Source organism: Klebsiella terrigena (assembly GCF_012029655.1).
GTDB lineage: Bacteria > Pseudomonadota > Gammaproteobacteria > Enterobacterales > Enterobacteriaceae > Klebsiella > Klebsiella terrigena.
The window spans coordinates 720,372-735,459 of sequence record NZ_CP050508.1 but is presented as its reverse complement, the minus strand read 5'-3'; the positions used below and the strand labels follow the sequence as shown (position 1 = coordinate 735,459).

The following is a 15,088-nucleotide window of genomic DNA, read 5'->3' as shown; positions in this document are numbered from 1 at the left end:
GTCATGAGCAATGAATAATTTCGATCTGTATACCCCAACCCGTATCCTGTTTGGTAAAGGCACCATCGAAAACCTGCGCGATCAAATCCCGGCAGGGGCCCGCATTCTGGTCACCTACGGCGGCGGCAGCGTGAAAAAAACCGGCGTCCTGGATCAGGCCCTGAGCGCGCTGAGCGATTTTGAAGTGCTGGAATTCGGCGGTATTGAACCGAACCCATCCTACGAAACGCTGATGAACGCGGTCAAAATTGCCCGTGAACAGCAGATCACCTTCCTGCTGGCCGTCGGCGGCGGTTCGGTGCTCGACGGCACGAAGTTTATCGCCGCAGCCGCGCACTATGATGAAAGCGTCGATCCGTGGGAAATTCTCGAAACCTACGGTCAAAACGTCAAAAGCGCCATTCCAATGGGCTCCGTGCTGACGCTGCCGGCGACCGGCTCCGAGTCCAATAAAGGCGCCGTCGTGTCGCGTAAAACCACCGGCGACAAGCGCGCCTTTATGTCCTCCCACGTGCAGCCGGTGTTTGCGATCCTCGATCCGGTTTACACCTACACCCTGCCGCCGCGTCAGGTTGCTAACGGCGTGGTTGACGCATTTGTCCATACCGTGGAGCAGTACGTGACCTACCCGGTTGATGGCAAAATCCAGGACCGCTTTGCCGAAGGCATTCTGCTGACCCTGATTGAAGATGGCCCGAAAGCGCTGCAAGAGCCGGAAAACTACGACGTTCGCGCCAACATTATGTGGGCGGCGACCCAGGCGTTAAACGGCCTGATTGGCGCCGGCGTGCCGCAGGACTGGGCAACGCATATGCTGGGACATGAGCTGACCGCCATGCACGGCCTTGACCATGCCCAGACCCTGGCCATCGTTCTGCCGGTGCTGTGGAATGAAAAACGCGACACCAAACGCGCTAAGCTGCTGCAGTACGCCGCCCGCGTGTGGAATATTACCGAAGGTTCTGAAGATGAGCGCATCGACGCGGCCATCGCCGCAACGCGCAATTTCTTCGAGCAGCTCGGCGTGCCGACTCGCCTGAGCGGCTACGGTCTTGACGGTAGCTCTATCCCGGCGCTGTTGGCTAAACTGGAAGAGCACGGCATGACTCAGCTCGGTGAAAACCAGGATATCACTCTCGACGTCAGCCGCCGTATTTACGAGGCTGCACGCTGATTTTCCCCTGCTGATACGCCCTCTCCTTCGCGTCATCGAATGCGAAGGAGAGGAGTTTAACTACCGTTTTTAGCTATTTCGTCCAGACTTAATGCTACCCCTTAGCGAAATGTACCCCGCTAAGTTTCATTAACAGGAGGAAGGCATGACACATCCAACCGTGATAAAACTGCACGACGGCAACCTGATGCCACAGCTGGGTCTCGGCGTGTGGAAAGCAGGCAACGAGGAGGTCGTCTCCGCCATTCACAAGGCGCTGGAAGTCGGTTATCGCTCTTTTGACACCGCCGCCGCGTACCAAAACGAAGCCGGCGTCGGCAGCGCGCTGAGCCAGGCTGGCGTCTCTCGCGATGAGCTGTTTATCACCACCAAGCTCTGGAACGACGATCAAAAACGTCCGCATGAAGCCCTGCAGGAGAGCCTGAGCAAGCTGCAGCTCGACTACGTCGATCTCTATTTAATGCACTGGCCGGTTCCGGCGATCGACCATTTTGTTGAAGCCTGGAAGGGCATGATTGAGCTCCAAAAACAGGGGCTGGCCAAAAGCATCGGCGTCTGTAATTTCCAGGTCCACCACCTGCAGCGGCTGCTTGATGAAACCGGCGTCGTGCCGGTGATTAATCAGGTAGAGCTCCATCCTCTGCTCCAGCAGCGCCAGCTGCACGCCTGGAACGCGACGCATAAAATCCAGACCGAATCCTGGAGCCCGCTGGCTCAGGGGGGCGAAGGCGTATTCGATCAGAAAATCGTCCGCGAGCTGGCCGATAAGTACGGCAAAACGCCGGCGCAGATTGTCATCCGCTGGCATCTCGATAACGGCCTGGTGGTGATCCCTAAATCGGTGACCCCTTCGCGTATCGTGGAGAACTTTAACGTCTGGGACTTCCGTCTTGATAAAGACGAACTGGGAGCCATGGCGAAACTCGATATCAACAAGCGCCTCGGGCCAGATCCTGACCAGTTTGGCGGCTAACCTTTCTTCCTGACCGCAGAGCGGTTTTTCGGTTATCCCGGACGGTAACGCAGCGGCCGCCCGCTCCGGGCGACCTCATCCCTTATTCCATCTCCCCGGCCAGCCTTGCGCTGCCGGGGCACTTCATTTTAGCGGGACGCAGAGCGAACGCGTTTTTTCGCTCCGCTGGCCGGCGTCTGCCGCTGATGCTCAACCGGCGTATGCTTGGTCAAGGCCGGACGGGTATGACGATTCTGGCGACGCGCTTCACGCATCTCGTCCAGCGTTGGCGCAGGCACCAGGCAGTCGCGGCGTGAGCCGATCAGGTGCTTTTTGCCCATCGCCTCCAGCGCCTGGCGAATCAGCGCCCAGTTTGCCGGATCGTGGTAGCGCAGCAGCGCTTTATGCAGGCGGCGCTGCTTATCCCCTTTCGGTACCACCACGTCTTCGCTTTTATAGCCAATCTTGCCCAGCGGGTTCTTGCCGGTGTAATACATGGTGGTTGAGTTAGCCAGCGGCGACGGATAGAAGTTCTGCACCTGATCCAGACGGAAACGGTTTTTCTTCAGCCACAGCGCCAGGTTCACCATATCTTCATCGCGGGTGCCCGGATGCGCGGAGATAAAGTACGGGATCAGATATTGCTCTTTACCCGCCTGTTTTGAGTAGCTATCGAACAGCTCTTTGAAGCGATCGTAGCTGCCCATTCCCGGCTTCATCATCTTCGACAGCGGGCCTTCTTCGGTATGCTCAGGGGCAATCTTCAGGTAGCCGCCCACGTGGTGGGTCGCCAGCTCTTTGATGTAGCGCGGGTCCTCCACGGCAATGTCGTAGCGCACGCCGGAGGCAATGAGGATTTTCTTGATACCTTTCAGATCGCGGGCGCGGCGGTAGAGATTAATCGTCGGCTCGTGGTTGGTATCCATATGCGGGCAGATATCCGGATAAACGCACGACAGGCGACGGCAGGTCTGCTCCGCGCGCGGCGACTTGCAGCGCAGCATATACATATTGGCCGTCGGGCCGCCGAGGTCGGAGATGACCCCGGTGAAGCCCGGGACCGTGTCGCGAATCGCTTCGATTTCGTTAATGATCGAGTCTTCGGAACGGCTCTGAATAATACGCCCTTCATGCTCGGTTATCGAACAGAAGGAACAGCCGCCAAAGCAGCCGCGCATAATGTTGATAGAGAAGCGGATCATCTCATATGCCGGGATGCGGCTATCGCCGTACGCCGGGTGCGGAACGCGCTTGTACGGCAGCGCAAACACGCTGTCCATCTCCTCCGTCGACAGCGGAATGGCCGGCGGGTTAACCCAAATATAGCGTTCGCCGTGCTTTTGCATCAGCGCGCGCGCGCAGCCCGGGTTGGTTTCATGGTGGAGAATGCGCGACGCGTGGGCGTACAGCACCTTATCCCCTTTGACCTTCTCAAAGGACGGCAGCAGAACGTAGGTTTTTTCCCACGGCTTCGGGCGCGGCGGCTGAACGGTGACCTGTTTCACCTCCTGCTTTGCCGGCTCAACGGTTTTGTTATCCGCGCACGGCAGATCTTCGCCGTACGGATGCGGGATCGGATCAATTTTACCCGGCGTATCGAGGCGGGTAGAGTCGACGCCGCTCCAGCCCGGCAGCGCTTCTTTCACCATGATGGCGGTATTGCGCACGTCGCGGATCTGGGCGATCGGCTCGCCGGCGGCCAGACGGTGCGCCACTTCTACCAGCGGACGCTCGCCGTTGCCGAACATCAGCATATCGGCCTTGGAATCAACCAGCACCGAGCGGCGCACGGTATCGGACCAGTAGTCATAGTGCGCGGTACGACGCAGGCTGGCCTCAATGCCGCCGAGAATAACCGGGACGTCTTTCCACGCCTCTTTGCAGCGCTGGGTATAGACCAGGGTGGCGCGATCCGGACGCTTGCCGGCAACGTTGCCTGCGGTATAGGCGTCGTCATGGCGCAGCTTGCGGTCGGCGGTGTAGCGGTTGATCATCGAGTCCATGTTGCCGGCGGTGACGCCGAAGAACAGGTTCGGTTTACCGAGGCGCATAAAGTCATCTTTATTGTTCCAGTCCGGTTGGGAAATAATCCCGACGCGGAACCCCTGCGCCTCCAGCATGCGGCCGCAGATAGCCATGCCGAAGCTTGGGTGATCGACGTACGCATCGCCGGTTACCAGGATGATGTCGCAGCTATCCCAGCCAAGTTGATCCATCTCTTCGCGTGACATGGGTAAAAACGGCGCGGGGCCAAAACAGGCGGCCCAGTACTGCGGCCAGGAAAATAGGTCACGATCCGGTTGGATCAGGGATATTGCGCTCATATTGCTTCCGGGAAAAAAAATGATAAAAAAATAACCAAAGGGCGGCGATTATAAGCCGGATTGACGCAGGAAATGAAGGAGGATTTTCTCATACCCTAACCGTTGTCCGGTTAGGGTTGCGGGCGTTACGGCGCCGGGTTAACCAGGATCTGGCCAATCGAGCCGCGGTCGGCGAGCTCCAGGGTCTGGCTAAGGAACTGGAACGGGAAATGCGACCACGACGGCTGCGTGTAGTACACCAGCAGCTCCACCTGTCCGTCGATCCAGACGGTATCTTTCCAGCCGCGGTCCTCCGGGAACGGCGTCGAGCCGTTGACGTTGCGCACCTGGAACATCACCCCTTCGATGTGGAACGACTGCGGCCGGTCGGCACGTACCGTCCAGCGCTCCCAGGTGCCCTGCTGGGCGGTAATATCAATGCGCTGCGGATCCCATAGCTGGCCGTTAATTCCCGGATCGTCGCCGAGCGAGATGTCGCGGCTGCGGATCGGCGTGCCGGTTAAAATTTCCGTCGGCAGCAGGCGCACCGGCAGGCTGTCGGTAACCAGCGGCAGCAGGCCCGTTGGGCGCAGGGTTAAAAGCAGCGTCGAAATCAGGATGCTTGAGGGCTCGAAGAAACCGCGAATGCGATCGACGATGCTCGCCGCCTCGCCGCAGGTAATCGACACCTCATCACCGTTGGTCATATCCACCAGGATCTCACGCCGCTCGCCGGGAGCCAGAGAGAGCTGCTTCAGCGAGACCGGCGCCGGCAGAAATCCCTGATCGCCGGAGATAACGTGCAGCAGTCGACCGTCGCTCATCTGCAGCTGGTAGCGGCGGGAGTTAGAGGCGTTCAGCAGGCGCAGACGCACCCAGCCGCGCGAAACCTCCACGTACGGGCCCTGTACGCCATTCACCAGCAGCGTATCGCCGACGAAGCCGCCGCTGCCCGGCTCGCTGTATTCAGGCGTGCCGAAGTTATCCAGCCGCTTGTCCTGGATGATGACCGGAAAATCATCCACGCCGTAGTGGTTAGGAATGGGAAGGTTTTTGCTGATCTCGTCCTCCACCAGCCACATCCCCGCCAGGCCGTTGTAGACCTGCTGGGCCATATGGTTTGGCGTATTCGCCTGGTACCACAGGGTGGAGGCGCTCTGGCGGATAGGCAGCACCGGCGCCCAGTCGGCGTTCGGCGACATCATGCGCGCCGCGCCGCCAATCAGCGGGCCGGGAACCTGCAGGCCGCGGATGGTCATGGCGACGTTTTCAGTCAGCCGGTTGCTGTAAATCAGCTTAACGTCATCGCCGTTCCATACGCGAATGGTCGGCCCAAGATAGCGGCCGTTCACGCCCCACACCGACGCGCGGGTACCCGGCGTAAATGACCAGTGCGCGCGCTGCAGGGTTAAAAACAGCGGCTGGCCGCGGCGGGACTCCAGCAGCGGAGGAACCGGCAGTGCTGGCTGTTGGCCGGCGGCATGTGCGTTCAGCGGCGCGGCGCCCGCGCACAGCGCTACGCCTGAAACCTTAATAAACTGACGCCGACTGAGTGACATATTAACTCCATGAAATACTGACAAATCAGAAAGGGAATTCATTTCCCGCTAGCACCGGCTCGCGTTACCGCGGCGTTTCCTGTTTATTGCTTACCCGCGGCTTCACGTTCAGCCACTTCGCGATCCAGCTCTTCAATCTTCGCGGCCATCAGCTCGCGGCAGTGTTTCGCCAGCGCGCGCACGCCGTCTTTACCAAACCCGCTGGTATCAACCGGCGGCAGCATTTCAACAATCACCAGGCCGTTATTCAGGCGATTGAGCTTAATTTTATTCGAAGTATTGGAAACGCATACCGGAATAATCGGCACGCCAGCGGCGATAGCCGCGTGAAAAGCGCCGGTTTTAAACGGCAGCAGGCCGCGGCCGCGGCTACGCGTACCTTCCGGGAACATCCAAAAAGATATTTTGCGTTTTTTAAACGTATCCACCACCTGGGCGATGGTTCCGTGCGCCTTGGTCCGGTTATTACGGTCGATCAGCAGGTTTCCCGTCAGCCAGTACAGCAGGCCAAAGAACGGCACCCACAGCAGGCTCTTTTTACCCACGGTGACGGTAGGCGGCTGCACGATGTTTGCCGCCGTCACCATATCATAGTTGTTCTGGTGATTAGCGATGTATATCGCGTTGCCGTAGCTTTCCGCTCCGGCGGGCTTGCGCGTTTCCACCTTCAGGCCAAATACCGGAGAGAGTCGACCAAAAAGATGACCGAAGGTCGCCACGTGTTTCGGGTTACGCGGGCTGAACAAGCAGTAAATACAGCCAAATATGCACACAAAGATACAGTAAATAACAACGATAATTAGTCGAAAAATAAATAGCATAGCTACCTCTAAAACCCAAACCGCCGAGAATAATACCCGTTATACCGCAGGCTGCTTGTGCGCAGGCTGCCCTGTCCGGCCCTTGCGGACCGCCGCTGGTATTAATCAGGATACAGATTCGTTATTCGCCCGTTGAAGACGCCGGGAGCGACTGACTACCCCGGCATATCTTGAATGATTTTGCGTCTATTGTTAATCGCAACGGCCGAATAAACAACGATTTGGCGGCAAATGTTAACACCCGCCTCCCTGTGGAGGCGGGTGCCCGTATTACTCTTCGCTATCGCCCGCCGAGGCGCGATGAGGCGAATCAACGTCCACGCGATCGATTTTCTGCAGCCCGCGCATCAGCGAACCGCGGCGACCGCGCTCGCCGGTGACTTTTTGCAGCTCTTCCGGACGCAGCTTGATCTTCCGTTTACCGACGTGGATCGTCAGCGTACTCTGCGGCGGCAGCACGAACAGGTGCGCCAGGCCATCCTGACCGGAAGCGGCATCCGCAGACGGAATATTGATGATTTTATTACCTTTGCCTTTCGACAGCTGCGGCAGATCGCTGACCGGGAACATCAGCATGCGTCCGGCAGAGGTGATGGCCAGCAGCATGTCGGACTCGTTTTCAATCACCAGCGGCGGCATCACCCGCGCATTTTCCGGCAGCGAGATCAGTGCCTTACCGGCGCGGTTGCGCGCGACGAGGTCGTTGAAGGTGCAGACAAAGCCGTAGCCGGCGTCAGAGGCCATCAGCAGCTTCTGGTCGTCACCTTCCATCAGCATATGTTCGACGCTGGCGCCCGGCGGCAGCGTGAGTTTGCCGGTAATCGGCTCGCCCTGGCCGCGGGCCGACGGCAGGGTAATCGGATCGATGGCGTAGCTGCGTCCGGTTGTATCGATAAATACCACCGGCTGGTTGCTCTTGCCCTTCGACGACGCCTTCCAGCTGTCTCCCGCCTTGTAGCTTAGCCCCTGAGCGTCAATGTCGTGGCCTTTGGCGCTGCGCACCCAGCCCATTTGCGACAGCACGATGGTCACCGGTTCGGACGGCAGCATATCGTGCTCGCTCATCGCCTTCGCTTCTTCACGCTCGCGCAGCGGCGAACGGCGGTCGTCGCCAAACGCGTCGGCGTCGGCCTGCAGCTCTTTCTTCAGCAGGTTATTCATCTTGCGCTCGGACGCCAGAATAGCCTGCAGATGATCGCGCTCTTTTTCCAGCTCGCCCTGCTCGCCGCGGATTTTCATCTCTTCCAGTTTGGCGAGATGACGCAGCTTCAGTTCGAGGATTGCTTCCGCCTGCGTTTCGCTGATGCCAAAGCGCGACATCAGGGCCGGCTTGGGCTCATCTTCGTGGCGGATGATTTCGATAACTTCATCGATGTTGAGGAACGCAACCAGCAAACCTTCGAGGATGTGCAGGCGCTTGAGCACCTTCTCCAGACGATAGTTCAGGCGGCGACGGACGGTATCGCGACGGAAGGTGAGCCACTCCGTCAGGATCTCCAGCAGGTTTTTGACCGCCGGACGGTTGTCCAGGCCAATCATATTCAGGTTGATGCGGTAGCTTTTTTCGAGATCGGTGGTCGCGAACAGATGGTTCATGACCTGATCCATATCCACGCGATTAGAGCGCGGGACGATAACCAGGCGGGTCGGGTTTTCGTGATCCGACTCGTCGCGCAGATCGTCAACCATCGGCAGCTTTTTATTGCGCATCTGGGCGGCGATTTGCTCCAGCACGCGGGCGCCGGAAACCTGATGCGGCAGGGCGCTAATCACCACCGCGCCGTCCTCTTTTTTCCACACCGCACGCATGCGAACCGAGCCGCGACCGTTCTGATAGATTTTGCGGATCTCGGCGCGCGGGGTGATGATTTCAGCTTCGGTGGGGTAGTCCGGCCCGTGAACGATATCCAGCAGTTCGTCGAGCGAGGTCTGCGGCTTTTCAATCAAGGTGATGGCCGCTTTGGCCACTTCGCGCAGGTTGTGCGGCGGAATATCGGTGGCCATCCCCACGGCGATACCGGTGGTGCCGTTGAGCAGAATATTCGGCAAACGCGCAGGCAGCATTTTCGGCTCCTGCATCGTACCGTCAAAGTTAGGTACCCAGTCAACGGTTCCCTGACCCAGCTCGCCCAGCAGCAGCTCCGCATACTTTGACAGGCGGGATTCGGTATAACGCATCGCGGCGAAGGATTTGGGATCGTCCGGGGCGCCCCAGTTGCCCTGACCGTCCACCAGCGGGTAGCGGTAAGAGAACGGCTGCGCCATCAGCACCATCGCCTCATAGCAGGCGCTATCGCCGTGCGGGTGATATTTACCCAGCACGTCGCCGACGGTGCGCGCGGATTTTTTGAATTTAGCGGTGGCGTTCAGACCCAGTTCGGACATCGCATAAACGATGCGCCGCTGGACCGGTTTCAGGCCATCGCCAATGAACGGCAACGCCCTGTCCATGATGACGTACATGGAATAATTCAGGTAGGCGTTTTCCGTAAATTCATGCAGCGCAAGGCGCTCTGCCATATCGCTCATTAATCGTGAATCCTCAATCTGGGTACCGACCGTTCGGACGGCAAAACTACCCGCGATAATACCCTATCTAACGCCCTGAGTCACAGGGCGTTAGACCGGTTGAGGATTCTGCTACGCGGAGCGGCAGCGGCGCCCCGCTCAGAGGCTTTACGGGGCGACTTTGCTTATCTGCTTCACGTCGATTTCCACCGAGTTCCAGTCCTTATCGACCTCACCCTGAATTTCGACCGTATCCTTCGGGGTGACGGTGACGCCATTCCAGCGCTTGTGGTCAATATCGACATTCACCGTCCCGGAGGCATCCTGGAATTTGTAAAGATCGTCGGAAATGCGCTCAACGATTTTACCGCGCAGGGTCACCCAGGTGTCGTCACGCAGGGATTTGGCATTCTCCACCGTCGTCACGCTGCCGTTCGGGCCGACAAAGCCGCCTTTTTGCGCGGTTGTCTGGCTGGTTTGCGCGGCGCCAGGGCCGGAAAAACCACCCTGCTCGGCGGCCAGCACCGGCATAGAAACTAAAGCAACGATTGCGGTAATTGCGGCGATTTTCTTCATGATGTGTTCTCCCTTTATGTTGATATCGTCACTATTAAGCCTGGCAGAACTTAACAACTTCTTAAGCGGAAAAAAGAAATTTTATTGCTGTACAGAACGCGCCGCAACGCGTTTTACTGCGCATACATCCGCGAGCCACAGGAGCAGGCCAATGCGTATTTTAGTGGTGGAAGACGACAAACTCATCGGCGACGGCATCAAGGCCGGGCTGAGCAAAATGGGCTTTAGCATCGACTGGTTCACGCGCGGTGAAGAGGGAAAAGCCGCGCTCTACGCCGCGCCCTATGACGCGGTCATCCTTGATTTGACGCTGCCCGGCATCGACGGTCTCGATATCCTGCGCGAATGGCGCGATAAAGGTCACCACGAGCCGGTGCTGATCCTCACCGCGCGCGATGCGCTCAGCCAGCGGGTCGAAGGGCTTCGGCTCGGCGCCGATGACTATCTGTGTAAGCCTTTCGCCCTTATTGAGGTTGCCGCCCGCCTCGAGGCGCTGATCCGTCGCGCCCACGGCCAGAGCAGCAGCGAGCTGCGCCACGGAAACGTCACCCTCGACCCCGGACGCCTGACGGTCACCCTCGCCGGGGAGCCGCTGGCGCTAAAGCCCAAAGAGTTCGCCCTACTCGAGCTGCTGATGCGTAACGCCGGGCGCGTGCTGCCGCGCAAGCTCATTGAAGAAAAGCTCTATAGCTGGGATGACGATGTCTCAAGCAACGCCGTGGAGGTTCACGTGCACCATCTGCGCCGCAAGCTCGGGAGCGAGTTTATTCGCACCGTTCACGGCATTGGCTACACCCTGGGGGACGCATGAAGCGGCTGGGTCGGCTAAGCCTGCGCGTTCGTCTGACGCTACTTTTCTTCCTGCTCACCAGCCTGGCATGGGGAATAGCCTCGTTTATTGCCTGGCAGCAGACCGCCCATAAGCTGGATAAGCTGTTTGATACCCAGCAGCTGCTGTTTGCCCGCCGTCTGAGCGCGATGAATTTCGATGAGCTGCATACCGCTCCCCCGCAGGTACGGGTGAAAAAGAAGGTCAGGCATGGCCACCTTGACGACGACGCCCTGGCCTTCGCCATCTTCACCACCGACGGCAACATGGTGCTGCACGATGGCGAAAACGGCGAAGATATTCCGTGGAATAGGCTGCGGGAAGGCTTCAGCGACGGCTATCTGCGTAACGATGATGATGAGTGGCGCTTCCTGCAGCTCACCACCGCCGATGGCCGCTACCGCATTGTCGTCGGCCAGGAGTGGGACTATCGCCGGGAGATGGCGCTGGACATCGTCACCTCCCAGCTCACCCCCTGGCTGGTGGCGCTGCCGCTGATGTTCCTGCTGCTGATCGTCCTGCTCAGCCGGGAGCTGGCGCCGCTGAAGCGGCTCGCCCGCACCCTGCGCCTGCGCGCCCCGGACTCGGCGGAATCGCTTAACGTCGATAGTATCCCCAGCGAAGTCCGCCCGCTGGTCGATGCGCTCAATCAGCTGTTTGCCCGAACTCACGACACCATGATCCGCGAGCGCCGCTTTACCTCCGACGCCGCCCACGAGCTGCGCAGCCCGCTGGCGGCGCTGAAGGTGCAAACCGAGGTCGCCCAGCTGTCGATGGACGACCCTCAGGGGCGTGAAAAAGCGCTGGCGCAGCTGCACGTCGGGATCGATCGCGCAACCCGGCTGGTCGATCAGCTCCTGACCCTGTCGCGCCTCGACTCCCTGGCCGCGCTCGAGGACGTGGATAGCGTTGCCATCAACGAGCTGCTGCAGTCGGCGGTGATGGAGATGTACCATCCGGCGCAGCAGGCGGGCATCGAGCTGCGTCTGCATCCGCATGCCGCGCAGGTGACGCACGTGGGTCAGCCGCTGCTGCTTGGCCTGCTGGTGCGTAACCTGCTGGATAACGCCGTGCGCTACAGCCCGCGCGGAAGCCGGGTGGATATTACCCTCGACGCCCGCGGATTTCGCGTTTGCGATAACGGCCCGGGTATCAGCGCCGAAGCGCTGGCGCGTCTCGGCGAGCGCTTTTATCGCCCTCCCGGCCAGGATGCGCCGGGCAGCGGACTGGGGCTGTCTATCGTCCGGCGTATTGCCGCCCTGCACGGCATGACCGTCACCTTCGGTAATGCTCCCGACGGCGGCTTTGAAGCGCGGGTCGGCTGGTAGCGTGATTATTGCGAAAAAAGCAAAAGACTTTGCACATTTTGCTCATTTTACCGCCCCGCCCTGCGGGGTAAAATAGTCGACAAAATTGAAACGCCAGGGGTAAAAAATGAGCAACATTCTGATTATCAACGGAGCGAAAAAATTCGCTCACTCTAACGGCCAGCTGAACGACACCCTGACCGAGGTCGCGGATGGGTATCTGCGCGACGCCGGGCATGATGTTAAAATCGTCCGCGCCGAAAGCGAATACGACGTTAAAGCAGAAGTACAAAATTTCCTCTGGGCCGACGTCATCATCTGGCAAATGCCGGGCTGGTGGATGGGCGCGCCCTGGACCGTGAAAAAGTATATCGATGATGTCTTCACCGAAGGCCACGGCTCGCTGTACGCCAGCGACGGCCGCACCCGCTCCGATGCCAGCAAAAAATATGGCTCAGGCGGGTTAATTCAGGGCAAGCGCTACATGCTCTCCCTGACCTGGAACGCCCCGATGGACGCCTTTACCGATGAAGAGCAGTTCTTCCACGGCGTCGGCGTCGACGGCGTTTACCTGCCGTTCCACAAAGCCAATCAGTTCCTCGGCATGACCGCCCTGCCGACGTTTATCGCCAACGACGTGATTAAAATGCCTGATGTTCCGCATTACATCGCAGAATATCGCAAGCATCTGGCGCAGATTTTTGGTTAACTAAAGATCTACATACAGAAGGAGTTGAGTACATCATGTTGACAGTGATTGCAGAAATTCGCACCCGCCCGGGCCAGCACCATCGCCAGGCGGTGCTCGATCAGTTCGCAAAAATTATTCCTGCGGTTTTGCAGGAAGAGGGCTGCCACGGCTATGCGCCGCTGGTTGACCACGCCGCTGGCGTCAGTTTTCAGACCACTTCGCCTGACTCTATCGTCATGGTTGAGCAGTGGGAAAGCGTGGCGCATCTCGAAGCGCACCTGCAAACCCCGCATATGAAAGCGTACGGCGAAGCGGTGAAGGGCGACGTGCTGGAAACCAGCATTCGCATCCTGCAGCCGGGCGTTTAAGTCAATAAGTAGATCCGCTGGCCTGCGCTATGCCGGCCAGCAAAAAGGGAGCCACTGGCTCCCTTTTTTGTATGCTTACCGCGGTCAGCCGGATCAGGCTTCAATATCCGCCATATCGCCTTTTTCCTGCAGCCAGTTGCGGCGATCTTCCGAGCGCTTCTTGGCTAACAGCATATCCATCATCGCGTTGGTCTGCTGCTCGTCCTCATCGCTGATAATCAGCTGAACCAGGCGGCGGGTATTGGGGTCAAGCGTGGTTTCACGCAGCTGCATCGGGTTCATTTCGCCCAGCCCTTTAAAGCGCTGAACGTTCGGCTTACCCTTCTTGCGCTTGAGCTGCTCAAGCACCCCGGCTTTCTCTTCTTCCGTCAGCGCGTAGTAAACCTCTTTGCCGAGGTCAATGCGGTACAGCGGCGGCAGCGCCACGTGGACGTGTCCGTGCTTGACCAGCGTGCGGAAGTGCTTAACGAACAGCGCGCAGAGCAGCGTGGCGATGTGCAGGCCGTCGGAGTCCGCATCCGCGAGGATACAGATCTTGCCGTAGCGCAGCTGGCTCAAATCATCGCTATCCGGATCGATACCGATCGCCACCGAAATATCGTGCACCTCCTGCGAGGCCAGCACTTCATCGGAGGAGACCTCCCAGGTATTGAGGATCTTGCCCTTCAGCGGCATGATCGCCTGATACTCACGATCGCGCGCCTGCTTGGCAGAGCCGCCCGCCGAGTCCCCTTCCACGAGGAACAGCTCGGTACGGTTGAGATCCTGGGCGGTACAGTCCGCCAGCTTGCCCGGCAGCGCAGGGCCGCTGGTCAGCTTTTTACGCACCACCTTCTTGGCCGCGCGCATCCGGCGCTGGGCGCTGGAAATCGCCATTTCGGCCAGCAGCTCCGCGGCCTGAACGTTCTGGTTCAGCCACAGGCTAAAGGCGTCTTTTACCACGCCGGAAACGAAGGCCGCGCACTGGCGCGAGGAGAGGCGCTCTTTAGTCTGGCCGGCGAACTGCGGATCCTGCATTTTTACCGACAGCACGTAGGCGCAGCGATCCCAGATATCCTCCGCCGAGAGCTTGACGCCGCGCGGCAGAATATTGCGATATTCGCAGAACTCGCGCATCGCCTCCAGCAGGCCCTGGCGCAGGCCGTTAACGTGCGTCCCGCCCTGCATGGTCGGGATCAGGTTGACGTAGCTTTCGGTGAGCAGCTCGCCGCCTTCCGGCAGCCACAGCAGCGCCCAGTCGACCGCTTCGGTTTCACCGGAGAAGTTGCCGACAAACGGCTGTTCCGGCAGCAGCGGCAGGCCGTTCACCGCTTCGCGCAGATAGTCCGTCAGGCCATCTTCATAGCACCAGCGCTGCTCGCTGTTGTTCACCAGGTCACGGAAGACGATCTCCACGCCGGGGCACAGTACGGCTTTGGCCTTGAGCAAATGGGTCAGGCGCGATACGGAGAAGCGCGGGCTGTCGAAGAAGCTTTCATCCGGCCAGAAGTGGACGCTGGTACCGGTATTACGCTTGCCGCAGGTGCCGGTGACGTGCAGCTCTTCAACCTTATCGCCGTTCTCAAACGCAATGCTGTAGACCTGGCCGTCGCGGCGTACGTTAACCTCAACGCGCTTCGACAGGGCGTTGACCACCGAAATACCTACCCCGTGCAGGCCGCCGGAGAACTGGTAGTTCTTGCCGGAAAACTTGCCGCCGGCGTGCAGCCGACACATGATCAGCTCAACTGCCGGAACCCCTTCTTCAGGATGGATATCAACCGGCATTCCTCGTCCGTCGTCGATAACTTCCAGCGATTGATCGGCATGAAGAATGACTTCCACGCGTTTGGCGTGGCCGCCCAGTGCTTCATCCACACTGTTATCAATAACTTCCTGACCAAGATGGTTAGGACGTGTCGTGTCGGTGTACATTCCCGGGCGGCGGCGAACCGGCTCTAGCCCGGTGAGTACCTCAATGGCATCAGCGTTGTATGAAGATTGCGTCATGGTGTGTATTC

The 15,088-nt window shown here is 59.1% G+C and carries 11 protein-coding genes and 1 pseudogene; 6 read left to right on the top strand and 6 right to left on the bottom strand.

The annotated features are described in order from the left end of the window. Positions 1-10 precede the first annotated feature (10 nt). Positions 11-1,174: an alcohol dehydrogenase gene (yqhD, locus tag HCK03_RS03560; RefSeq protein WP_167691152.1), complete on the top strand. Its 1,164-nt coding sequence runs from the start codon at positions 11-13 to the stop codon at positions 1,172-1,174. Positions 1,175-1,319: 145 nt separating this feature from the next. Further along, a complete protein-coding gene (dkgA, locus tag HCK03_RS03555; RefSeq protein WP_135183952.1) occupies positions 1,320-2,147 on the top strand; it encodes a 2,5-didehydrogluconate reductase DkgA in 828 nt (275 codons plus the stop codon). A gap of 82 nt (positions 2,148-2,229) precedes the next feature. On the opposite strand, the pseudogene HCK03_RS03550 reads toward dkgA, so the two are convergent. The 5 genes and pseudogenes from HCK03_RS03550 to HCK03_RS03530 all read right to left on the bottom strand — a co-directional run bounded on the left by HCK03_RS03550 (position 2,230) and on the right by HCK03_RS03530 (position 9,893). Further along, positions 2,230-4,542 (bottom strand): annotated as a pseudogene (locus HCK03_RS03550) (YgiQ family radical SAM protein). Between the two features lie 33 nt (positions 4,543-4,575). Continuing rightward, a complete protein-coding gene (gene ftsP / locus HCK03_RS03545; protein ID WP_041147264.1) occupies positions 4,576-5,988 on the bottom strand; it encodes a cell division protein FtsP in 1,413 nt (470 codons plus the stop codon). A gap of 83 nt (positions 5,989-6,071) precedes the next feature. Then, positions 6,072-6,809 carry a 1-acylglycerol-3-phosphate O-acyltransferase gene (plsC, locus tag HCK03_RS03540; RefSeq protein WP_041147265.1) on the bottom strand — a complete coding sequence of 246 codons (738 nt, stop codon included), beginning with the start codon at positions 6,807-6,809 and terminating at the stop codon, positions 6,072-6,074. 270 nt (positions 6,810-7,079) lie between these two features. After that, complete coding sequence (parC, locus tag HCK03_RS03535; RefSeq protein WP_041147266.1) at positions 7,080-9,338, bottom strand: DNA topoisomerase IV subunit A; 2,259 nt, start codon at positions 9,336-9,338, stop codon at positions 7,080-7,082. A 147-nt stretch (positions 9,339-9,485) separates the two neighbouring features. Further along, complete coding sequence (locus HCK03_RS03530) at positions 9,486-9,893, bottom strand: YgiW/YdeI family stress tolerance OB fold protein (RefSeq protein ID WP_041147267.1); 408 nt, start codon at positions 9,891-9,893, stop codon at positions 9,486-9,488. 151 nt (positions 9,894-10,044) lie between these two features. Between HCK03_RS03530 and qseB the strand changes: the two genes are divergently transcribed. From qseB to HCK03_RS03510, 4 genes are all read left to right on the top strand, one after another. After that, complete coding sequence (qseB, locus tag HCK03_RS03525; protein ID WP_115191863.1) at positions 10,045-10,704, top strand: quorum sensing response regulator transcription factor QseB; 660 nt, start codon at positions 10,045-10,047, stop codon at positions 10,702-10,704. Further along, on the top strand, positions 10,701-12,050 hold the full coding sequence (gene qseC / locus HCK03_RS03520) for a quorum sensing histidine kinase QseC (RefSeq protein WP_167691151.1): 1,350 nt from the start codon (positions 10,701-10,703) through the stop codon (positions 12,048-12,050). The genes qseB and qseC overlap by 4 nt, the downstream gene beginning before the upstream one ends. Before the next feature lie 106 nt (positions 12,051-12,156). Next, positions 12,157-12,738, top strand: a complete 582-nt coding sequence (locus HCK03_RS03515) for an NAD(P)H-dependent oxidoreductase (RefSeq protein WP_041147270.1) — start codon at positions 12,157-12,159, stop codon at positions 12,736-12,738. Positions 12,739-12,773: 35 nt separating this feature from the next. Then, complete coding sequence (locus tag HCK03_RS03510) at positions 12,774-13,088, top strand: putative quinol monooxygenase (protein ID WP_041147271.1); 315 nt, start codon at positions 12,774-12,776, stop codon at positions 13,086-13,088. A 93-nt stretch (positions 13,089-13,181) separates the two neighbouring features. On the opposite strand, the gene parE is transcribed toward HCK03_RS03510, so the two are convergent. Then, positions 13,182-15,077, bottom strand: coding sequence for a DNA topoisomerase IV subunit B (gene parE, locus HCK03_RS03505; protein ID WP_041147272.1), 1,896 nt, complete (start codon positions 15,075-15,077; stop codon positions 13,182-13,184). Positions 15,078-15,088 lie beyond the last annotated feature (11 nt).

Bases quoted from the DNA above. Each gene is read 5' to 3' on its own strand.
- yqhD (WP_167691152.1), top strand. From the start codon at position 11: ATGAATAATTTCGATCTGTATACCCCAACCCGTATCCTGTTTGGTAAA.
- dkgA (WP_135183952.1), top strand. From the start codon at position 1,320: ATGACACATCCAACCGTGATAAAACTGCACGACGGCAACCTGATGCCA.
- ftsP (WP_041147264.1), bottom strand. From the start codon at position 5,988: ATGTCACTCAGTCGGCGTCAGTTTATTAAGGTTTCAGGCGTAGCGCTG.
- plsC (WP_041147265.1), bottom strand. From the start codon at position 6,809: ATGCTATTTATTTTTCGACTAATTATCGTTGTTATTTACTGTATCTTT.
- parC (WP_041147266.1), bottom strand. From the start codon at position 9,338: ATGAGCGATATGGCAGAGCGCCTTGCGCTGCATGAATTTACGGAAAAC.
- HCK03_RS03530 (WP_041147267.1), bottom strand. From the start codon at position 9,893: ATGAAGAAAATCGCCGCAATTACCGCAATCGTTGCTTTAGTTTCTATG.
- qseB (WP_115191863.1), top strand. From the start codon at position 10,045: ATGCGTATTTTAGTGGTGGAAGACGACAAACTCATCGGCGACGGCATC.
- qseC (WP_167691151.1), top strand. From the start codon at position 10,701: ATGAAGCGGCTGGGTCGGCTAAGCCTGCGCGTTCGTCTGACGCTACTT.
- HCK03_RS03515 (WP_041147270.1), top strand. From the start codon at position 12,157: ATGAGCAACATTCTGATTATCAACGGAGCGAAAAAATTCGCTCACTCT.
- HCK03_RS03510 (WP_041147271.1), top strand. From the start codon at position 12,774: ATGTTGACAGTGATTGCAGAAATTCGCACCCGCCCGGGCCAGCACCAT.
- parE (WP_041147272.1), bottom strand. From the start codon at position 15,077: ATGACGCAATCTTCATACAACGCTGATGCCATTGAGGTACTCACCGGG.